The organism is Megasphaera sp. An286 (assembly GCF_002163455.1).
Classification (GTDB): Bacteria; Bacillota; Negativicutes; order Veillonellales; family Megasphaeraceae; genus Megasphaera; species Megasphaera stantonii.
The window spans coordinates 20261-40361 of the sequence record NZ_NFIY01000008.1 but is presented as its reverse complement, the minus strand read 5'-3'; the positions used below and the strand labels follow the sequence as shown (position 1 = coordinate 40361).

The 20101-nt window shown below is 53.4% G+C and carries 19 protein-coding genes; 2 read left to right on the top strand and 17 right to left on the bottom strand.

Annotated features, from left to right (window positions below):
• Positions 1–227 precede the first annotated feature (227 nt).
• From alr to B5F80_RS05265, 3 genes are all read right to left on the bottom strand, one after another.
• A complete protein-coding gene (gene alr, locus B5F80_RS05275) occupies positions 228–1388 on the bottom strand; it encodes an alanine racemase (protein ID WP_239386310.1) in 1161 nt (386 codons plus the stop codon).
• Between the two features lie 115 nt (positions 1389–1503).
• Positions 1504–2598, bottom strand: a complete 1095-nt coding sequence (locus B5F80_RS05270; RefSeq protein ID WP_087477778.1) for an iron-containing alcohol dehydrogenase family protein — start codon at positions 2596–2598, stop codon at positions 1504–1506.
• 49 nt (positions 2599–2647) lie between these two features.
• Entirely contained in the window at positions 2648–3787 is a 1140-nt protein-coding gene (locus B5F80_RS05265; protein WP_087477777.1) for a PucR family transcriptional regulator, read from the bottom strand.
• Positions 3788–4041: 254 nt separating this feature from the next.
• Between B5F80_RS05265 and B5F80_RS05260 the strand changes: the two genes are divergently transcribed.
• On the top strand, positions 4042–5001 hold the full coding sequence (locus tag B5F80_RS05260; protein ID WP_087477776.1) for an NAD(P)H-dependent glycerol-3-phosphate dehydrogenase: 960 nt from the start codon (positions 4042–4044) through the stop codon (positions 4999–5001).
• A gap of 2 nt (positions 5002–5003) precedes the next feature.
• Here the strand turns inward: B5F80_RS05260 and B5F80_RS05255 are convergent, their stop codons facing one another.
• From B5F80_RS05255 to B5F80_RS05245, 3 genes are all read right to left on the bottom strand, one after another.
• Positions 5004–5762, bottom strand: a complete 759-nt coding sequence (locus tag B5F80_RS05255; protein ID WP_087477775.1) for a hypothetical protein — start codon at positions 5760–5762, stop codon at positions 5004–5006.
• Positions 5763–5882: 120 nt separating this feature from the next.
• Positions 5883–6545 (bottom strand): hypothetical protein, encoded by a 663-nt coding sequence (locus tag B5F80_RS05250; RefSeq protein WP_087477774.1) that lies wholly within the window; start codon positions 6543–6545, stop codon positions 5883–5885.
• 18 nt (positions 6546–6563) lie between these two features.
• Positions 6564–6857, bottom strand: a complete 294-nt coding sequence (locus B5F80_RS05245) for an Imm17 family immunity protein (protein ID WP_143747163.1) — start codon at positions 6855–6857, stop codon at positions 6564–6566.
• A gap of 141 nt (positions 6858–6998) precedes the next feature.
• Between B5F80_RS05245 and B5F80_RS05240 the strand changes: the two genes are divergently transcribed.
• Complete coding sequence (locus B5F80_RS05240; protein WP_087477773.1) at positions 6999–7490, top strand: prolyl-tRNA synthetase associated domain-containing protein; 492 nt, start codon at positions 6999–7001, stop codon at positions 7488–7490.
• A 79-nt stretch (positions 7491–7569) separates the two neighbouring features.
• Here the strand turns inward: B5F80_RS05240 and B5F80_RS05235 are convergent, their stop codons facing one another.
• The 11 genes from B5F80_RS05235 to dnaA form a co-directional block, all read right to left on the bottom strand.
• Positions 7570–8937, bottom strand: a complete 1368-nt coding sequence (locus tag B5F80_RS05235) for a hemolysin family protein (RefSeq protein ID WP_087477772.1) — start codon at positions 8935–8937, stop codon at positions 7570–7572.
• Between the two features lie 206 nt (positions 8938–9143).
• On the bottom strand, positions 9144–10148 hold the full coding sequence (locus B5F80_RS05230; RefSeq protein ID WP_158099955.1) for an NAD(P)-dependent oxidoreductase: 1005 nt from the start codon (positions 10146–10148) through the stop codon (positions 9144–9146).
• Positions 10149–10797: 649 nt separating this feature from the next.
• Complete coding sequence (locus tag B5F80_RS05225; protein ID WP_087477770.1) at positions 10798–11556, bottom strand: hypothetical protein; 759 nt, start codon at positions 11554–11556, stop codon at positions 10798–10800.
• 30 nt (positions 11557–11586) lie between these two features.
• Entirely contained in the window at positions 11587–12747 is a 1161-nt protein-coding gene (locus B5F80_RS05220; protein WP_087477769.1) for an aminotransferase class I/II-fold pyridoxal phosphate-dependent enzyme, read from the bottom strand.
• 12 nt (positions 12748–12759) lie between these two features.
• On the bottom strand, positions 12760–14679 hold the full coding sequence (gene gyrB / locus B5F80_RS05215; RefSeq protein WP_087477768.1) for a DNA topoisomerase (ATP-hydrolyzing) subunit B: 1920 nt from the start codon (positions 14677–14679) through the stop codon (positions 12760–12762).
• A 69-nt stretch (positions 14680–14748) separates the two neighbouring features.
• Positions 14749–14988, bottom strand: coding sequence for a DUF370 domain-containing protein (locus tag B5F80_RS05210; protein ID WP_239386309.1), 240 nt, complete (start codon positions 14986–14988; stop codon positions 14749–14751).
• Positions 14981–15868: a DUF721 domain-containing protein gene (locus tag B5F80_RS05205; RefSeq protein WP_239386308.1), complete on the bottom strand. Its 888-nt coding sequence runs from the start codon at positions 15866–15868 to the stop codon at positions 14981–14983. The genes B5F80_RS05210 and B5F80_RS05205 overlap by 8 nt, the downstream gene beginning before the upstream one ends.
• Position 15869: 1 nt before the next feature.
• Positions 15870–16979, bottom strand: a complete 1110-nt coding sequence (recF, locus tag B5F80_RS05200) for a DNA replication/repair protein RecF (protein ID WP_087477765.1) — start codon at positions 16977–16979, stop codon at positions 15870–15872.
• A gap of 2 nt (positions 16980–16981) precedes the next feature.
• Complete coding sequence (locus B5F80_RS05195; protein ID WP_087477764.1) at positions 16982–17197, bottom strand: RNA-binding S4 domain-containing protein; 216 nt, start codon at positions 17195–17197, stop codon at positions 16982–16984.
• Positions 17197–18312 (bottom strand): DNA polymerase III subunit beta, encoded by a 1116-nt coding sequence (gene dnaN / locus B5F80_RS05190; protein WP_087477763.1) that lies wholly within the window; start codon positions 18310–18312, stop codon positions 17197–17199. The genes B5F80_RS05195 and dnaN overlap by 1 nt, the downstream gene beginning before the upstream one ends.
• Before the next feature lie 225 nt (positions 18313–18537).
• Positions 18538–20013 carry a chromosomal replication initiator protein DnaA gene (gene dnaA, locus B5F80_RS05185; protein ID WP_317239260.1) on the bottom strand — a complete coding sequence of 492 codons (1476 nt, stop codon included), beginning with the start codon at positions 20011–20013 and terminating at the stop codon, positions 18538–18540.
• Positions 20014–20101 lie beyond the last annotated feature (88 nt).

Genomic DNA, 20101 nt, shown 5'->3' with positions numbered 1-20101 from the left:
GGCGTCCTTATGGAAAAGCGCCGTTGCTTTATCTTGGGTTTATTATGTCATAGGCCATACGATAAAACAATATGACAAAACCATAAACTTTATTGTATATGTGCACAATAATCACATATGTTAAATTTTTAACATTGTATTTTTTTATTTACCGGCGTTCATTTTAAAGTGAAGGTGCCGCCGTCCCTTCGCACAATACGAACGCGGCGGTCCCTAAAGCAGACGCGTTACGTTTGAAACAAATATTCAGTCCGGCCGACGCAACGGCCCTTTTCGAAATATACACGGGGGACGCGGCGGCCGATATTGCAGAGCACTTCATGAGGTATCGTCCCGATGATGCGTGCCAGTTCATCCGCTCCGATATATTCGCTTCCCTGGCGGCCGAACAACACGCATTCTTCGCCTACGCGCACGTCAGGAATATCGGTAACGTCTATCATGCACTGATCCATGCATATATTGCCGATTTGCGGGACGCGCCGGCCCCGTACCAATACGTCGGCCCGATTGGACAGGAGGCGGGTATATCCGTCGGCATAGCCTAACGGCAAGGTGGCGACCAAGGTAGGACGACGCGCTCTGAACCTGCGGCCGTATCCTACAGTCTCGCCTTCTTCCAGGCGCTTCACATGGGTAATACAGCAGCGCAGGGACATGACGGGATGGGGTACAAACTCCGGAGGACGCGCCGCACCGAAGGGATTATAGCCGTACTGAATAATACCGGGACGCACCATGTTGCAGAAAAACGCCGGATACGCCAGGACGCCGGCGCTGTTGTCGCAATGACGGAGGCGGAATGACACGCCTTCTTCCCACAGCCAATGGTACATTTGTGTAAACTGAAAGAATTGTTCCTTCGTGTATGCGCAGGCGTCGTCAGCCGCGTCGTCGGCCACGGCAAAATGCGTAAATATCCCTTCCATCATCACACAGGGCAGAGCCCTGATGCGCTTTATCTCTTCGACGCTTCGTTCCGACAGCTTGTAGCCGATACGTCCCATACCGCTGTCTACGGCAATATGGAATCGCACGGTCTGCTGCGTCCGTTCGGCTTCCTGCGAAAAAAGCACTGCGTCGTCGTAATGAAACACGGCCACGTCGATATGATTGCCCACGACTTCCGCTGCGCGCCGCCCGTCCGTATGCCCCAACACCAGGATAGGAGCCGCAATACCGGCGCGGCGCAGCTCGACGGCTTCGTCCAGACAGGCTACGGCCAGCCGGTCCGCTCCGTTCTGCAAAAAAACGCGGGCCATCGCCACGGCGCCGCATCCGTAGGCGTCGGCTTTGACGACGGCCATAATCAGCGTATGCGCGCCGACAAGACGCCGAATATGCCGCATATTATACGCCGCCGCATCCAAATCGACCTGCGCCCACATAGGACGCCTCGAAAATGATTCTGTACACTGCAATACCTCTGCGTTTATGGTTTCGCATATAGCCATAATCCTTCGCACCTCCCATAACCCCGGCCGGGCAAACGCCGTCAAGCCGTCATTTAGATATATGAGCGTATATACGGGCTACGACGCCTGCCGTCACATCATACGACGTCGCCTTGACGGAAGCCGTCTTCATGACCATCGTCGTAAATTTCTCAATTTCTTCGTCAGACAGCGTGACCGTATCGGGCATGAGATCTTTCATAAATGCTTCGAAGTCATCGGAGCCGGCAAATCCCAGCAATTCCCATACGCGCTGGGCTTTATCGGCCATGGATTCTTCCATGAGTTTCATGTACTGAGGCAGCAGCAGGCCGTTGGCCCGGCCGTGCGAAAAACCCCTGTAATACGTCAGGCAATATCCCATGCCGTGTACCAGCGTCGTACCAGCCTGGGAAATGACGATGCCCGCCAAGGTCGAAGCATACATGAGGTCTTCGCGGACGGCATAGGACAGCGTGCCGCGCAGCTGCGTCAGATGAAGGCCGAAAAAGCGCAGGGCTTCTTCAGCCCATACGTCGCTGACAGGCGTCGCATCCTTCGCCATATAGCCTTCTATCGCATGAGACAAGGCGTCGATAGCCGTGTCGATCGTCACGTGTTCCGGTACGCCCATCGTAAAGGACGGATCGGCCAAAGACAGCTTCGGATATAACATTGGCGATTTGACGCCCTGCTTCGTGCCGGCCTTATGATTGGTCAGGATACTGATTTTCGTCACTTCGCTGCCCGTGCCAGACGTCGTAGGAACGGTGACAATAGGCAGGGGCGGCGCTCCGTACGGCCCTGTAAACAGCATCTCGTCGTCCAAATCGTTCGTGCATAATAAGGCGATCACTTTAGCTGCGTCCATAGGCGAACCGCCGCCAATGCCGATGACGAAGTCAACCTGTTCCTTCCGCCCTAGCTCCGCGCCGTTCCGCACGGTTTCGACAGACGGGTTCGCTTCTACTTCGTCAAACAGGACCCAGCCGAGGCCTGCCGATTCCAGTACGGCGACGACAGCGTCCTGCGATCCGTTTCGCTTCGCCGAACTGCGTCCCGTAACGATCAGGGCTTTCTTGCCCAGCGCCGCCATATCTGCCACGGATTGGGCAACGCATCCTTTCCCGAAATACAATTTCGTCGGCATTTCATACGTAAACATACCAAACTCCCCCTGCCTATAATGATGATGTATACTATCACGCGCCGATTCATCCGTCTTTCTGTATGGAAAACAGCTTCTTGATTTTCAGCGCGATGAGAATATCCAGCTTATCTTCTTCTTCGTTTAGTTTCTTCCCCGTAATAGTTTCTATCTTATTCAGTTTATACAGCACCGTATTGCGGTGAACCACTTCGTGAACTGCCGTATCCTTAATACTGCAGCGATGAGACAGGTAATATTCCAGAGTCTCCACCAGCGACGAATGATGAGCGGCGTCGTATTCGTCCAGCCCTTTCATCGTATCGTCGTAAAATTGCCGCAGCGTGCCTGGTGAAGGACCGTCCAGCAGCAGCTTATACACGCCGACGCGCTCATATTGTACGACAGGCCGCGTTTCCGAAACGAGAGCCGTCATAGCTGACGCCCGCGTATAGCTTTCAGACAACCGTTCGACAGAAGGTACGGCCGAGCCGACGCAAATCGTAACGGAAAGGTCTCGGCTCAGAAAGTATTCACGCCATTCCCAGGCCCTGCTCCATGCGTTTGATTCGCCTTCGTCCGGCGCTACGCATACCAAAGCGTCGCCGTACGTCAAAACGTGGACGTCGGGCTCGCAAGCGCTCATCTGCGCCGCCGCCTCGTCGAGACGGCGGCGTTCTGCCGGACGGACGACGAAAACACGGAAGGCCTTATCGATATCTATGCCGTACGTCCGCAGGGCTCGGCAAGCATTGCCGCACTGTCCCGGATGCATGAGAATAAACAGGAAATATTGGAGAAATTGTTGTTCTCTAGTTTCCTCTTCAATGATAAACTGGCATAAATAACGGGTAATATCGACTAACCGCACGCTCCACGGAATAACGAACAGGGGAAATCCGCGTTGTTCGCAAAACGCCGCGACGGATTTCGGAACGCTACGTATAAAAGGGCCGATGTTGATCACCAATCCGCTAGCTCTGCTTTTCTGTAACTTCTTGACATAATCCAGCAGCCACTCTTCGCCGTTATAGATACTCCCCGTGCAAAACACCAGTTCCCCGCCGTGTAAAAACAAAGCGGATTCCTTGTTTTCTATAATGTGTATCCACGAAACACGGCTGTCAAAGCCCTGCGTTCCTGTCAGGCACTGCATCTTGTATACTTTCTGACTTTTAGCATATAAAAATCCTACTGTGACAACCACATGTTTCGCCCCCTTAAATGAAAACGAGCACGATGAACAGTGTACACTTCATCGTGCTCGCGTTAAACGCTTTTATGCTTTTTTATAACCTTACTACATTTTCGTAATTTAGTAAATATCATCGCCAGATTTTCCTAATATATTTTATGTATGTGCGTTATAATCTGTAAACATAAAACATTTACACCACGCTTCACGCTGTAACGCCTATGTAAGTATGGTATAATGGAAAAAAATCTATCAGGAGGACACTCATGAATATTACCGTCTTAGGCTGCGGCCGCTGGGGCGCTTTCCACGCCTGGTACGCCGACCGCATCGGCCACACCGTCACCTTATGGGGCCGCCCGTCGTCCCGCAATCTGGAAACCCTTCGCTGCACGGGAAAAAACGAATACCTGACCCTGCCCTCGTCCATCGCCCTGACCGACGATTTGGCCGACGCCCTGCATAATGCCGACGTCTGCATCATTTCCATCAGCGCCCAGCAGCTCCGCGCCTTCGCCGGACAGCTTCGGGAAACGGGATTTTCCCCGTCCCTCCCCTTCATCCTAGCCATGAAGGGTCTGGAAATCGGCAGCGGCAAGCGCCTCACGACGGTCATGGAGGAAGAGCTGGGGCCCGACGTGCAGACCGCCGTCTGGGTCGGCCCGGGCCACGTCCAGGACTTCGTCGCCGGCATGCCGAACTGCATGGTCATGGCCTCCCGCGACATGGATCTGACGCGCCGTCTCGTCGACGTCTTCACCAGCCCCCTCATCCGCTTCTACTACGGACAAGACCTCTTGGGCATTGAAATCGGCGCGGCGGCTAAAAACGTCATGGGCATCGCCGCCGGCATGCTCGACGGCGCAGGCCTTACGAGCCTCAAGGGAGCCCTCATGGCCAGAGGCACTCACGAGCTGTCCGTCCTGATTGAAACGCTGGGCGGCAACGCCATGACCGTCTACGGCCTGAGCCATTTAGGCGATTACGAAGCGACCCTCTTTTCAGCCCACAGCAACAACCGCCGCTTCGGCGAAGATTTCATCCAAGGCAAGCCCTTCCATAAATTAGCCGAAGGCGTGTATACAACGGAAGCCCTCGTCGACCTGTCCCGCCGCGTCGGCGTCGAACTGCCCATTACGCAGGTCCTGTACGGCATCGTCAAGCTCGGCAAGGACCCCCACGCCATGCTGGAACAGCTCTTCCTGCGCTCCACCAAGGCCGAATAAGCCTACTCCATAAATCCCTTCCCCTGGCGAATACAGTCGACGGCCTGCTGCAGCCGCGCCAAGCCTTCCTGTAGTTCCGGCAGATTCCAGGAATAAAACTGCGGCAGCATCCATTGGGACGTCCACATGATGTAGTGTATATACGTCAGGATATCCTTGAGTTCCTCCCGGTTATGCCTGGCTGCAAAGGTCACGTTGTTATGCAGTATCTGGCTGCATTTCGAGTCGATTTTTGAAAGACGGCGGTTGAACTGGACGATATCCGGCGAGACGTCGCCCTGTATGAGCTGATTAAAGTCTCCCAGCACGTAATACCGCGTCAGGCGGTTGCAGCGGGAAAGCTCCCATCGCTCCATGAACTGCCGCTTATACGAGTCGGCCTTCCGGCGCAGCGACGCCCCTTCCCGGCTGTCGCCGGCCGCATAGGCTTCCATGGCGTTGGACTCGAAATTCAAGTACCACAAATACCATTCATAGGTCCGCCCCTTGGCGCATAAATTCGCCAGGTCGGCGTACTTCTCCAGGGAAGAACGCAATATACAATACAAGGGCCGCAAATCAAAATAATCGATATCGGACATGCACTTGGCCAAAAAAGAGATCGTCGAATAATCGGCAAATATAGCATTATATAGCCAAAAGGGATAATCCTGCAGCATCAGCGTGCCGTTTACCGACAGGGAGCGGGCCTCATGGGTAATCCTCCGTATCTTCTCCGCCGCTTCGTCCATATAGTGATTCAACGCATAACTGGTCCGCATTTCCAGCCTCCTCATCTCGTAGTTCGCAGCTCTATTGTATCACACACAAAAAACGACACGAAACACAGCCAGGGAAAATTCCCTAGTCCCTGTGTATCGTGCCGTTTCCTCTATGCCGCGCTACCGCAGTTCATTCTTATCTTCGCCGATGCGCGTGCCGTCCATGAACTTCATCGCCGTCGGTTCCCAGGTGACCTTGAGGTCGCTGAGAGGAGAATCGTAGGCTTTGACTTCTTTTTCGTTCGTGTCGTTAATATCGGTGTAAATCGTATCGGTCCTCGTTACGCCGGCCATGACGGGCATCGTGTCCAGATAATCGGCGCGGAACAATTCATTGCCCGACGCATCGGAAACGATGAACCGCCCTTTGAAGGTCTGAATATCGTTTTGCGATACGTTGGCAATGGAAATATCGAACTGTATCTGAGGATGCATGCGTCCGGCCGAGGCGTTCTGGTCGAGGCTCACCTTATCGACGACGGATACCTGCAGCGTTTGGTTCATCTGCTCCCGGTCCTTTTCAACCTGAGCCTTCCACTTGGCGTACACGTCGAGTATTTCGCCGACGGTCTTTCCTTCATAGGCCTTCTGATCTCGCGATTTAGCGAGGGATTGGAAAAATTCCTGCTGGTCCTTCGTTAGCGACGTATCGGACTGAATCTGTTTGACGATTTTCGACGATTCGCTGGAATGCCATACGATAGATTTCGTATCCTTCGAGCCGCATCCCGATGTCAGCATGACCGCAATCAGTGCCGCCGCCAGCCATTTTTTGTTCTTCATACCGCTTCATCCTTTCCCTTATAATAATTCAAACACAGACAGCGGATCGGCTTTGATCATCGGTATGATATACAAGACCGATATGCCCGTCATAAACGATATAAGGCCGACGATACAAAAGCCCAATCCTAAGACAACATAAAAAATACGCATTCCCGTCGTTCCGCCTGTACGTCCGGCAACCTTGCGGGCCCGGCTGTTATTGACAAACCATGACCACTGCTTGACGGCCCCTCCTATGGAATACAGGCCGAGGGCCAGAAATAGTATGTCGCCGTAATCATGAAAAAATGCAATAATGGCGTTGTCCATTCCCCCACCTCCTGCCTACGGCATCTTCACGAAGCAAATTTCCTCATCTCTTAATATTATTCTTTTTTTTTTTTTGAGATACCTTCTTTTTTATGTAAAATCTATGTATATGATAAAATATTATACAAGGGAGGCCCTCCTATGCTGTCCGAACAAGCCCAAACCGTACTATCCGTATTACAAACTGCCCATATAGAATACCATGTGAAAGAACACATTCCCGTCTACACCATAGACGAAATGTCCGCCCTGCACCTCCCCGACGGCGAGGCCGTAGCCAAAAACCTGTTTATCCGCGACGATAAGAAGAGGACCTACTACATTGTCGTCATCCGTCAGGAAAAGACGGCCAACCTCAAGGCCCTGCGGCAGACCCTGGGCTCGCGCCCTCTGAGCTTCGCCTCCGAAGACGACCTGTGGAAGTACCTTAAGCTGACCAAGGGAGCCGTCACGCCCTTAGGCGCCCTGAACGACGAAACACAGTCGGTCGTCGTCGTCTTCGACAAAGACTTTATGGGAAATCAAATCGCCGTCCATCCCAACGATAACAGGGCCTCGGTCTGGATGCAGGCAGACGGCCTAATCCGCCTTATCAAGGAGCACGGCAACCCTGTCGTCATTGCCGAGATATGACGGCAAAATTAAGATAACATACGATACGACAAGAGAGGCAGGAGATCGATTCTCCTGCCTCTCGTTTTATATGCGCATGCTATTCTTCCGCATCTTCTTCTTTTTCTTCCGGTTCCTGCCGCGTGACGAGGATTTTGTCGACGCGGAGGTTGTCCATATCCATGACTTCAAAGGTAAATTCGTTCCAGACGTATGTATCTGTCTCCTTAGGAATGCGGCCTACGCCATAGGTGACGAAGCCAGCCAGGGTCTTGTACAGGTCGTCTTCTTCGCCAGGAAGATCGTCTTCCAGATTGAAGAAATCCTTGAATTCTTCGATGGTCAGCAGGCCCTCCATGAGCCATTCGTTGGGGCCGCGCTGGACGATGCGGTTGTCGTTTTCCTTCTTTTCCTTTTCGCCTGATGGCATGCTGCCTACGAGCTCTTCCAAGATGTCGTGGAGGGTCAGCAGGCCGCTGAAGTTGCCGTATTCGTCGAGGACAGCCGCTTCGTGGACGCTGTGCTCGCGGAAAACCGGCACGACCTTCATGATATCCATCGATTCGGGCACGAAGACTGGCTTCTGGACGCTCGATTCGACGAGGGATTTCATGGTCACGTTTTTCCCAGAATGGACGGCGTCGTAATATTTTTGGAAGACCATGTTGACCGAAACCATGCCGAGAAATTCGTCGAGCGAGCCCCTGCCGACGGGCAGGTGGATGTGATTGAAGGCAATCATTTCATTCATAATCGTCTCGTCGGGATCTTCTACGTCAATCCAGTCAACCTGGGTGCGGTTGGTCATAATATCGCTGACGTTCATATCGGCCAGGCGGAATACGCGGTCTACCAGCTCGGGCTCTTCCTTTTCGAAAGCGCCCAGCTCTGCGCCCTGCTCCAGAAGGATTTTGATTTCCTCTTCCGTTACGGGCTGCACCTCCGGCTTGCCCATGCCGATGACCTTCGTCACCAAGGCCGTCGAAGCCGACAGAAACCAAATGAGGGGCGTACTGACCGTACAGAAATACAGCATCGGCCGGGCCAGAAAGCAGGCGATGGCTTCAGGCTTGTTGATGGCGATGCGCTTCGGCACGATTTCCCCTAAAATGATGGTCAAATAGGTTATGACGGCGACGATAGTCGTCAGGCTGACGCTGTAGGCATAGGGCTCCAGGCCGGGGATCATGGCGACGTACTGCGACATGGGGCCGGCCATTTCCGTACCGCCGTATACGCCCGTCAAAAGGCCCATCAGGGTGATGCCGAACTGTACGGCCGAAAACATCTTATTCGGGTTTTCCCGCAGCTTCAGGACGATTTTCGCCGACTTGCTGCCCTCTTCGGCCATGGCCTCCAGCCGCGGCTGATGGCAGCTGACGATGGACATTTCCAGCAGCGAAAATACGCCGTTGCCAAAAATCAGCAATAATATGACGATGCACTCTTTCCCTAGGGAAACTTCCAAAACAAATCACGTCTCCTTTAATACGCAAAAAATAATTTTTTAGTTTATATTATATCGTGTTTTTCCCATTCCTACAAGCGCAGCACAGCATGGGACACAAGGAAGGCCTCATGCCGAAATATTCCGCTGAAATGCTGCCGAATAACGGCCCGATACCTTGCCCGGCCGTCATCGTGACTTGCAAAGTACGCAGACATAGGCCGACTTTATTCACGTATCAATTCGTTGTCGCACGATCCGGTCTGCGCGTACTGGCGCAGATTCTGAATCGTCGTTTCGCACAAATTATGATCGGCCTGATCCGTATAGAAAGCCGTATGAGCCGTAAATATGACGTTTTCGTGAGACAGCAACTTCCTAATATCGGAAGCGACGCCTTTTCGGGCTTCCGACGATTTTCGCAGCGCCCCTTCTCCTTCAATAACGTCGATTCCTAACGCGCCAATTTTACCGCTGTCGAGGCCCCGCAGCACGGCCTGCGTGTCAAATAAAGGACCTCGGGCGCTGTTTACAAGGACGACGCCGTCTTTCATAGCCTGAATGGCCTCGTCGTTTACCATATGGTAATTCTCTTTCGTATAGGCGCAGTGGAAGATGATCACGTCGGCCTTACGGTATAATTCATTCAGCGTCGTATAAGACGCATATTGGCGTACGGCGTCGTTTTCGTACAGATCATATGCCAGGATCGCTTTAGGATGAAAACCGCTCAGGCATTGTATCGTCGTATATCCGATACGGCCGGCGCCGACAATGCCTACGACCATATTGCGAAGTTCCCGTCCCTGCACGCCCGTCGTAGTAAAATTGCCATGTTCTACACGCAGTATCTGCGTCCGCAGCTTGCGAAGAAGGGCCAGCACGATCATCACCGTGTGTTCTGATATGGCGTTGGGCGAATATTTCGGCACGTTGGCCCCTTTAATACCGTACGTTTTCATTGCCTCTATATTGAGATGGTCGTAACCGGCGCTGCATGTCACGACGTATTTGACGCCGCTCTCGGCCAGCGCCTTATAGAACGCCTCGCCTTCTTTATGGTCGCTGTAATAGATAACGCCTTCGCACTTCGCCTTCTTAACCGTTTCCATCGTATCCAGCGCCGCTTCGCACGGCAGGCCGATTAACTCTATATCGTCGTGTTCAAAGCGTAAATACGGCGCAAATCTGGCTGCGCCGCCTCTGACATTGCTGAAAATTCCAACTCTCATCGCATTCACGTCCTTTCTGCAAAACGGCGCATGAAAATACGATATGCCAATATATTTCATACGCCGTCGTATTCAATGATATTTGATTAAATAGCCTCCTTTTGGTTATATCACAAGAAACGCATCGTTTCAATTTATCATACGTATTTCCATTCTCTTTACCACTATATAGAAATCGTATGGAAATGTATTCAATATTGTCTTTTTGTTATACGAAATTGGGTGCATTACGCTATCCATGCTATACTGGAAGACAGCTTTGATATTGAACACTCAGCTTTCATTACTCGTTGCGGCCCGCTGGAGGACAGCCTTGTCATACGTCGCATACAAAATCATGACGCGCCGCCAGTCCGTCGTATTGACGTCGACCCAAACGGTCTCAGACAAACGCTAATTGACAAAGGATTTTTTGAACACCTGAATCATTCGCTACTGCGCATCTCCGGAATACCTTCTCATTCCCTGATACGATCACAACAGGATACCCCCCTTTTAGAGAACTATCATCTGAAGATGCGCCAACTTGTTTTTCTTATATAGAGGAGCTGCCGCGCTTTTGCACGCGGCAGCTCCTCTTATAGTATTGAAAAAACAGAGCGGAATACAATGGGTATTCCGCTCTGTGCCTATGCATATGATATAACTCTTACCACCAGGGGCCTACACCGATTCCGATGCCGCCGCCATGATGCCAGCCGCTGCCCCATCCTACGCCGATACCAATGCCGACGGAGGGGCTCATGCCTCTGTCGCGGCCGTCGTCGGCCGTATCGATGATGGAGACGGTTTCCGTAAAGGTGCGCGTCGCCGAGCCGATCTTCAAGTCGACGACGATGTCCGTCTTGCCGGCGCTGACGGGGACGATATTCATCTTATCGGAGATTTGCGCCACGTTGGCGTTCAAGCTGGTCAGCTTGATGTCGTAGGGGAGCATGCCCGGCACGTGAACCCGGATGATGCCGTAGCTGCCCAAGGCGATTTTCTTGGGATAGACGACGATTTCCGTCTTTTTCAGCAGATTTTCTGCGCTGCCGTAAATCATCACCGCGTCGCCTGTCGGGTCGAGACGCCATACGCAGCTTTCATCCTTGGCGAAGAAGTAATTTCCCTTCTGAACGTGCGTATTCGTATCGTAGGCTTTGACGTGATAAAAATAGTCGTGAGTCAGCTTCTTTTCAATTCGGAAATAATAGTCTCCCGAAAGGCCCGACGCCTCAGAAGGAAGATTTTGCAGAAGGGCTGTAATCTTATCATACGTACTGCCCTTCGTAATGTAATAGTCGTCCAATGTTTCCATACGGACCGACGGGTCGATCTGTACGGCTGCCCCTGCCGGCGCGGCGGCAAAGGCGGAGAAGCTGCCTAAGCAGCACAATACGCTGAGTACTAACGCAGGCCATTTCATACAAAATCCCTCCTTTAACGAAGCATAGAATTACCGTTTCATGCAATGAATGCCTTCCAGACGGTTCAGCGCTTCATAGAGCGTTTCGTCCTTGACGGCAAATTGAAGGCGGACGAGGTTGTGTACGTCTTCGTGGAAAAAGGTCGAGCCGGGCACGAGGGCTACGCCCAGTTTCCGGATCAAGTCCTCGCAGAAGGCCGTATCGTCGTCGTAGCCGTATTCCGAAATATCCATCAGCATGTAAAAGGCGCCTTGAGGCACGTTGTGGGGAATGCCGATGGCGTCGAGGCCCTTCATGACGATGTCGCGCTTCTTCGTATATACTTCCCGCAGCCCTTCGTAATAGGAGCGGTCGAAGCCGAGGCTGGTCACAGCCGCTTCCTGGAGCGGGCTCGGCGCGCTGATAGTCATGAACATGTGGAGCTGACGCAGCGCCGCAGCCAGATGCGGCGGCGCGAAGATGTAGCCTATGCGCCAGCCCGTAATCGAATAGGTCTTGGACAAGGAGCCGCAAGATATGGTCCGTTCGTACATGCCCGGCAAATTGGAGAAGTACGTATATTCCGTCGGCTTGTACACGATGTGCTCGTATACTTCATCGACGATGGCGAAGGCATCGTATTTCTGCACCAGGCCGGCGATGATTTCCAGCTCGGCCTTAGAAAATACCTTTCCGCAGGGATTGGACGGATTGCAGAGGATGATCGCCTTCGGACGCTGCCGGAAGGCGTCTTCCAGCACGTCGGCGTCGAAGGTGAAGTCCGGCTGGCGGAGAGGCACGTAAATGGGCTCGCCGCCGGCTAGCAGCACGTCCGTGCCGTAGGCTTCGTAAAAGGGCGAAAATACGACGACCTTATCGCCCGGGTCGACGAGGGCCATCATTGTCGTCATCAGGGCTTCCGTGCCGCCGCAGGTGACGATGACTTCCTGTTCCGGGTCCAGCGTCTGGCCGGCGAAGGTCCGGCGGTAGTTCGCCAGGGCCTGCCGCAGGTTCTGGGCGCCGCTGTCTATACTGTATTGGTGCGGCCCCTGGGCGGCGATGTCCTTCAGGCGATTCCGCAGGGCTTCCGGCGGGGGAAAATCGGGAAAGCCTTCCGATAAATTAATCGCCTCGTACGTTTCGGCCATGTGGGAGATTCTGGCAATGGCCGATTCGGAAAACAAGGAAATTCGTTTCGATATGTTCGGCATAGACACATCCTCCTATAAGTCCAGATTCCGCACCTTCTTGGCGTTTTCCTGAATGAATTGACGGCGCGGTTCGACCTTGTCGCCCATGAGGACGGAAAAAATGCGGTCCGCTTCTACGGCGTCTTCCAGGTGGACCTGGAGCATCGTGCGGTTCTGGGGGTCCATCGTCGTTTCCCAGAGCTGCTCCGGATTCATTTCGCCGAGGCCCTTATAGCGCTGGACGACGACGCTGCTGTCGCGGCCCAGCTCGTCGAGCTTGGCGTTCATCGCTTCGTCCGTGTAGTAATACCAGACCTGTTTGCCCTTGCGCACCTGATACAGGGGCGGCTGGGCGATGTATATATGGCCTTCCGTAATGAGAGGCTTCATAAAGCGGTAGAAGAACGTCAGCAGGAGCGTGCGGATATGGGCTCCGTCGACGTCGGCATCGGTCATGATGATGATCTTATCGTAGCGCCGCTTGCTGATGTCGAATTCTTCGCCGATGCCCGTGCCGAAGGCTGTAATCATGGAGCGGATTTCTTCGTTGGCCAGGATCTTGTCCAGACGGGCCTTTTCGACGTTGATGATCTTGCCGCGGAGCGGTAAGATGGCCTGGAATTTTCTATCCCGGCCCTGCTTTGCCGAGCCGCCGGCCGAATCCCCTTCGACCAGATAGATTTCCGTCATAGCTGCGTTCTTTTCCGAGCAGTCAGCCAATTTTCCCGGCAGGCTGCTGATTTCCAGCGCATTTTTGCGGCGCGTCAGGTCGCGGGCGTGGCGGGCGGCCTGGCGGGCTCTGGCTGCGGAAATCGCCTTATTGATAATCGATTTGGCTTCGCCGGGATGTTCTTCGAAAAATTCCTTCAATCCGTCGGACACGATGTTGTCGACAATCCCCTTGACTTCGCTGTTGCCCAGCTTCGTCTTCGTCTGCCCTTCGAACTGCGGTTCCCGTACCTTGACGCTGACGATAGCCGTCAAGCCTTCGCGCACGTCTTCGCCGGACAGGTTTTCTTCCTTGTCCTTCAGCAGTCCCGCCGTACGGCCGTAGTCGTTGATCGTGCGGGTCAGGCCGGAACGGAAGCCGCTCAGGTGAGTGCCCCCTTCTTCTGTAAAGATGTCGTTGACGAAGGTCAGGATATTTTCGCTGTAGCCGTCGTTATACTGCATGGCGATGTCCACGAGGACCTTGTTCTTTTCGCCTTCCAGCGTAATGACCGTCGGGTTGACGGCTTCCTTGTTTTCGTTCAGAAATTCTACGAAGGACGTCAGGCCCCCTTCGTAGCAGTAGACTTCGCTGCGCCCTTCGCCGCGCTTATCCGTCAGGGTAATGTGCAGGCCCTTGTTCAGGAAGGCCAGCTCGCGGAGGCGCGTCTTCAGCGTGTCGAAATCGTAAGTCGTATCGGGGAAAATGTCCGCGTCGGGCTTAAAGCTTACCTTGGTGCCCGTTTCTTCGCCCCGTTCCATGGGACGAATTTTTTTCAGCGGTTCCGCCGTCAGGCCCCGGGCAAAGGAGATGTTCCACAAATACCCGTCGCGCTTGACTTCGACCTTCGTCCACAGGCTCAGGGCGTTGACGACGGATATGCCGACGCCGTGCAGGCCGCCGGAAATGGGATAGCCGTCGCCGCCGAATTTACCGCCGGCGTGGAGCACCGTCAGTACGACTTCGACGGCAGGCTTGCCGATTTTATGCATGGCTACGGGAATGCCGCGACCGTTGTCGACGACGGTAATGCTGTTGTCAGCTTCAATCGTCACTTCAATGTGCGTGCAGTATCCTGCCAGCGCTTCGTCGATACTGTTGTCGACGACTTCATATACTAAATGATGGAGACCGCGCAGAGACGTGCTCCCTATATACATACCAGGACGCTTGCGAACGGCTTCCAGGCCTTCCAGGACCTGAATCTGTTCCGCGCCATAATTTACTTTTTTATCTTGCGGCATGCAGCAATTCCTCCTATTCAAACATACTTAACATCTTATTATACAGCAAATCCCCCTGGGATAGCTAGTTTACAATCGCTGCACGGGCCCTTTTGCCGAAAACAGCCGCTTGTACCGCCCGATAATCGTTTCCAGCGTAATGGGCGAAGCGTAAATGCATTCCTCCGTTACGATGTAGCAGCGAATCTGCCCTTCGTCCATGCCGTCGAGCAGCACGAGGGGGCGGTAATACTGCCGCAGCGGGTTCGACTTGTTCATCTTTCGCGGATGGGCCTTGAACATCGCGACAATGCGGCGTATATCAATCATTTTCTGTCCGCCTATGTGAAGATACATCGCTTTTTCTCCTGTATTTTTCCGTTAAATTGCGAATAAACGCGTCGGTCATCTCCGTCGGATTCCGCCGCGTAATCAGCAGGGCCAGCATCATATCGTCTTCCGGCGTATCGCAGCCGTGGTAAATGCGCTCCATGTATTTATAAATGCACTCGCGCCGCACCTCGTTGTACAATTCCTCGTACAGCCGTCCCTCGTCTCCGATCATGCCGTAGGCCTTTAGTTCGTCCAGCGTCAGCCAGGGCATGTCCATAACCGTGGCATAGACGGCTTTTTTCTTTTCCTGACGTGCCCGGAGCCGGCAGAGGAAGCACAGCTCCTCGCCCTTTTCCAGCCACCGCCCGCACGACGGGCACTGCCGGACTCCTGCTGCCTGGTACGCCGTCTGCCGTTTCGCCTGGGCGAAGCGCAGCTGGGCCATTTTTTCCTGGATGGCCTCGGGAAGGGCCGCCGTCTCCTGCCGGATGCGCCGCACCGTTTCTTCTGAAAGCCGCGCGTTTCCCACGCGGACAGCGAAGCCTTCCTCTTCTTCTCCGGCAGTATTGGCGTACGTAACGGCTGGGGGCTTTCGGCCGCTCCGCACGAATCGGATATCCGTGACGAAGGGTTCCTTGATATACTCGTTGATGGCCTCAATGATCTTTTTCTTGTACATGAACAGCTGGTTCATCCATACGGAATTCAGCACGGCTACCTGTACGACGGACTCGTCGAAGCCCTGAATATAGGAGTATTTGGCAATTTGAGGGCCGACGATGGTCTTCCAGTCCAGCTTCGCCTGATACAGCTTATAGGGGACGAGAAGCCGGTTCCGTTCCAATATTTTGGGAATGGAAAGGCCAGCCTTCTCCATCTTATGATTCCGTTCCTCCATGGGATAGTACCTTTCCCTGCGCGATGCAGATATGACAGCAGCCGGCCATGGATTCGAAAATCAGCGGCTCTGTCGTCGTAATAAAGGTCTGTATCCGGCCGCGCACAAAATCCAGCAGGGCCTGACGGCGGCCGGCGTCGAGCTCGCTCATCACGTCGTCCAGCAGCAGGACGGGATACTCGCCCGTTTCGGACTTCATATATTCCAGCTCCGACAGCTTGAGGGCCAGCACGGCCGTCCGCTGCTGCCCCTGGGAGCCGTATTTTTTTAAATCGGCTCCGCCTACAGCCAGGGCCAGGTCGTCCCGATGAGGTCCTATCGACGTGGACATGCGGTATATGTCGTCCTGCCGGTGCTCCTGCAGCAGGTCGTAGTACCGCTGAGCGTCGGTAATGCCTCCCGCCCCGTCGCCGTAAGGCTGTACGTAATCCATCGTCAGCAGCTCTGAGCCGCCCGTCAGGCGGCGGTGAATGACGCCGGCCAGAAAGCTCATCTTCCGCAGGGCGTCGAGGCGGCGCCGCACGATAGCGGCGGCGAAGGAAGCGATCTGCCGGTCCCATTCCTCCAGCGACGCCCCGCCTTCGTACTTCATCTGCTTCAGCAGCAGGTTCCGCTGCGATACGGCCCGGTTATACTGCAGCAGCAGGCGGTAGTAGGCCGGATTGACCTGGGATATTTCCATATCCATAAACCGCCGCCGCAGGGACGGGCTGCCCTTGATCAGCTGCAGGTCTTCCGGTGAAAACAAGACTTCGTTCAGCGTCCCTACCAATTCTTTCTGGGGGACCTTCGTCTCGTTGACCCATAATTCCTTTTTGCTCGTCTTCGATAAGATAACCTTGATCTGCTGGGCGACGCCGCTGCGGACAAAATCCAGGATGACGCTGCCTTCGCCGCAGTCCCATTGAATCAAGTCCATGTCGGCTATCCCTTTATAGGATTTCCCTATACCTCCCAGGTACAAGGCTTCCAGCAAATTCGTCTTACCTTGTCCATTCTGGCCGTACAACAAGATAATAGACTTGGGAAAGGTTATCGTTTCCTGTGTATAATTTCTGAATTGATGAAGCCGTACAGACTGTATATTCATACTTATGCACCAACGATTTCATACGTCCCGATGCCCTTGATTTCTACGATGTCGCCGGCATAAAGCTTTTTCCGCTTTGCCGAGCACAGTTCGCCGTTGACAAAAATCCGCTGTTCGTCCAGCAAAAAGCGGATTTCGCCGCCGCTCTGCAAGATGCTGGCCCACTTTAAAAACTGGTCCAGCTGTATCATTTCCGTTTCAATTTTTACCTTTTCCATTATTTTGTCCTCATCGGCGTCACGACGAATACGCTCGCTTCGTTCCCTTTATCCTGTACCAGCATGGGGCTGTTTTGCCGCGTATTTAACACGACTTCGTCGTCGTGGCAGTGTTTTAAAATATCTAAAATAAACTTGCCGTTAAAGGAAATTTCCAACGGCTCCCCGGTCATTTGGCAGGCTACGTAGTCTTCGATGGTGCCGTAGTCGGGGTTCTGGCTCATGAGATGAATTTCCCCGTCGCCGAATACGAAGTTGATGACGTTGTACTGGGCGTCTTTGGCGACGATGGAGGCCCGTTCGACAGCTCCCGTAAATTCGCTGCGGCCGACGGTGATGCTGCACTGGAAGTCCGTCGGGATGACGCGGCGGTAGTTGGGGAATTCCCCTTCAATCAGGCGGGTGCGGATGTAGACGTTGCCGAACTTAATGGCTAAATAGCTGCGGACCGCCGTAATTTCCACCGCTTCGGGAATGTCCGTCGGCAGCTGGCGGGAAATTTCCGTGAGCAGCCGGCTGGGAATGACGGCCTGGAGGGGATTTTCAATCGGACTATCCAGGGGCGCCGTCTTCAGCGCCAGCCTGTGGGTGTCCGTAGCGACCATGGAAATGGTATCGCCCTGAACGTCCAGATAGGTACCCATAAAGATGGGCCGGGCTACGTCCGTCGCGCAGGCGTAAGACGTATTGTCGATGAGATCCTTTAATACGACGCTGGTCGTCGTAAAGTGGGAATAGCCGTTTTCCAGGATTTCCACTTCGTTGAAGTCGTTGGGATTCATGGTCAGGCATTCAAATTTCAGCTTGCCGCCTTTGATGATCATCTGGGTGTCGGCGTCTTTTTTGGTAATTTCGATTTCGTCGCTGGGAAGCTTGCGCGTCAGCTCCATTAAGTACGGGTTGGCAACGAAGGCTTCGCCTTTTTCTTCGATGATGCCGGGAACAATGGTTTTGATTCCCATATCGTAGTCGTTGGCCTGAAATTCGATTACGTCGTTCATGGCCTTGATAAGCAGGCCGTTTTCTGAGGTCAGGTTGTTGTTTTTATTCTGGGCGACCTTTTGGACGGTCTGAAGGCCTTTGTTTAAATCTTCTTTTTTTAAGATAAGTTTCATGGGCGTATCCCCTTTTCTGCGTTTAGTTTTTTAATTGAAGTAAGTTAAAAGAGTAGAAGAAGTAGTAGTAGAGGGTGTGGATAGTGTGGAAAACTGGGGAAAACTCTGAATTTTCAGCTATGCACAGCTGTGTATAACCTGTGTATAATTCATGCCTGCCTATCCACAAATTCACTTTTCTTCCGCAAATTTTCGCTGTCCACAAACTATCTACAGACTATGCACTTACTTGTCCACGTCTAAAATCTTCTCTTTCAGCCGTTCGATCATTTCCTTGAAGGTGTCGCTGTCGTTCATCATCTTGGTAATTTTTTCGCAGGCGTGCATGACCGTCGTATGATCGCGGCCGCTGAAGGCCGTGCCGATGTGAGGGTACGTATTCCCTGTCAGCTCGCGGCATAAGTACATAGCTACCTGCCGGGCCAAAGCGATATTTTTCGTCCGCTTCTTGCCCATGAGCTCGTTGTAGTTTACGCTGTAAAACCGGCAGACCGAACTGGTGATTTCGTCGATGGTGATGTACTTCTTTTCTTCCTTTTCCGCAACCAGGTATTTCAGGGCCCGCTGCGTCAGCGACAAGGTCACGTCGTTTTTTTCAATGGAAGCCATAGACAGGACGTTGTTGTACGCGCCGTACAGGTCGCGGATATTGTCGCTGACGTTGGCGGCGATGTAGTTGATGGCGTCCTTGTCGATGTTGATTTTTTCCTTTTGGGCCCAGGTCCGCAGAATCGCCGTCCGCGTTTCCAGATCCGGCGGCTCGATGCCCGTCACCGTGCCGCTCTGGAAGCGCGAGCGCAGGCGGTCTTCCAGGCTTTTAATATCCAGGGGCGGCCGGTCGCTGGTAAATACCATCTGCTTTTGACCCTGATAGAGCTTGTTGAAGGTGTGGAAAAACTCTTCCTTCGAGCTGTCCTTGTCGCCCTGTCCTAAGAACTGGATATCGTCGACGAGGAGGACGTCGATGTTGCGGTACTGCTGGCGGAAGTTTTCCGTGTTTTTATCCTGTATGGCCTGGATGAAATCGTTGACGAAGTCTTCGCTCGTAATGCAGCGCAGGCGCATGTGGGGGAAGTTTTTCAGAATCTGGTGGCCGATGGCGTGCATGAGGTGGGTCTTGCCCAGGCCGCTGCCGCCGTATATATATAAGGGATTATATTTCTTGGCCGGCGCTTCCGCCACGCTGGCGGCGATGGAATAGGCGATGCGGTTGCTGTTGCCGACGATGAAATTGTCGAAGGTATAATTGGGAATGAGGTTGTCTTCCGTCGTCGGTTCTTCCGGCGGCGGCGAGATCGATTCGTTCGCTTCCTTGACCATGACGGCCTTCGGCTCGGGCTCCGCCTTTTTCTTTGGCGGCGCTTTCGGCAAGTCTTCGTCGGAAAACAGAGTGTCCTTATATAAATCGTCCGTTTCCGCTGGCTTTGCCGGTTCCGCGGCGGGGGCGTTCATATCTTCCAACTTGACCGTCGTAGGCCTCCCCGTGACGGCTTCGGCGGCTTCGTTGAGCTGATCGGCATAATTCTTATTGACGAAATTGCATACGAATTTCTGCGCCGCCGCCAGTACGAGGACGTCGTTTTCGTAGGACGTCGGGATGAGAGACGAGACGAACCACGTTTCGTAAATCGGTTTTGGCAGAACCTTTTTCAGCTGTTCCAGCATTCCCGCCCATAATGTAGCTAGATCCATTGATTCCATAATAACAAAGTCCTTCCCGCATAATATTGTGGATATGTGCGTTGCAGCACAATGTGGATAAGTGCGCATTTAGAGGCTGAAAAAAGCG

Coding starts and splice junctions, on each gene's coding strand:
- recF (WP_087477765.1), bottom strand. CDS start 16,979: ATGAATATACAGTCTGTACGGCTTCATCAATTCAGAAATTATACACAG.
- B5F80_RS05230 (WP_158099955.1), bottom strand. CDS start 10,148: ATGAGAGTTGGAATTTTCAGCAATGTCAGAGGCGGCGCAGCCAGATTT.
- B5F80_RS05255 (WP_087477775.1), bottom strand. CDS start 5,762: ATGCGGACCAGTTATGCGTTGAATCACTATATGGACGAAGCGGCGGAG.
- B5F80_RS05220 (WP_087477769.1), bottom strand. CDS start 12,747: ATGCCGAACATATCGAAACGAATTTCCTTGTTTTCCGAATCGGCCATT.
- B5F80_RS05270 (WP_087477778.1), bottom strand. CDS start 2,598: ATGTTTACGTATGAAATGCCGACGAAATTGTATTTCGGGAAAGGATGC.
- alr (WP_239386310.1), bottom strand. CDS start 1,388: ATGTGGGCGCAGGTCGATTTGGATGCGGCGGCGTATAATATGCGGCAT.
- B5F80_RS05205 (WP_239386308.1), bottom strand. CDS start 15,868: ATGGAGAAGGCTGGCCTTTCCATTCCCAAAATATTGGAACGGAACCGG.
- B5F80_RS05260 (WP_087477776.1), top strand. CDS start 4,042: ATGAATATTACCGTCTTAGGCTGCGGCCGCTGGGGCGCTTTCCACGCC.
- gyrB (WP_087477768.1), bottom strand. CDS start 14,679: ATGCCGCAAGATAAAAAAGTAAATTATGGCGCGGAACAGATTCAGGTC.
- dnaN (WP_087477763.1), bottom strand. CDS start 18,312: ATGAAACTTATCTTAAAAAAAGAAGATTTAAACAAAGGCCTTCAGACC.
- B5F80_RS05195 (WP_087477764.1), bottom strand. CDS start 17,197: ATGGAAAAGGTAAAAATTGAAACGGAAATGATACAGCTGGACCAGTTT.
- B5F80_RS05245 (WP_143747163.1), bottom strand. CDS start 6,857: ATGGACAACGCCATTATTGCATTTTTTCATGATTACGGCGACATACTA.
- B5F80_RS05210 (WP_239386309.1), bottom strand. CDS start 14,988: ATGATTGATATACGCCGCATTGTCGCGATGTTCAAGGCCCATCCGCGA.
- B5F80_RS05250 (WP_087477774.1), bottom strand. CDS start 6,545: ATGAAGAACAAAAAATGGCTGGCGGCGGCACTGATTGCGGTCATGCTG.
- B5F80_RS05240 (WP_087477773.1), top strand. CDS start 6,999: ATGCTGTCCGAACAAGCCCAAACCGTACTATCCGTATTACAAACTGCC.
- dnaA (WP_317239260.1), bottom strand. CDS start 20,013: ATGGAATCAATGGATCTAGCTACATTATGGGCGGGAATGCTGGAACAG.
- B5F80_RS05225 (WP_087477770.1), bottom strand. CDS start 11,556: ATGAAATGGCCTGCGTTAGTACTCAGCGTATTGTGCTGCTTAGGCAGC.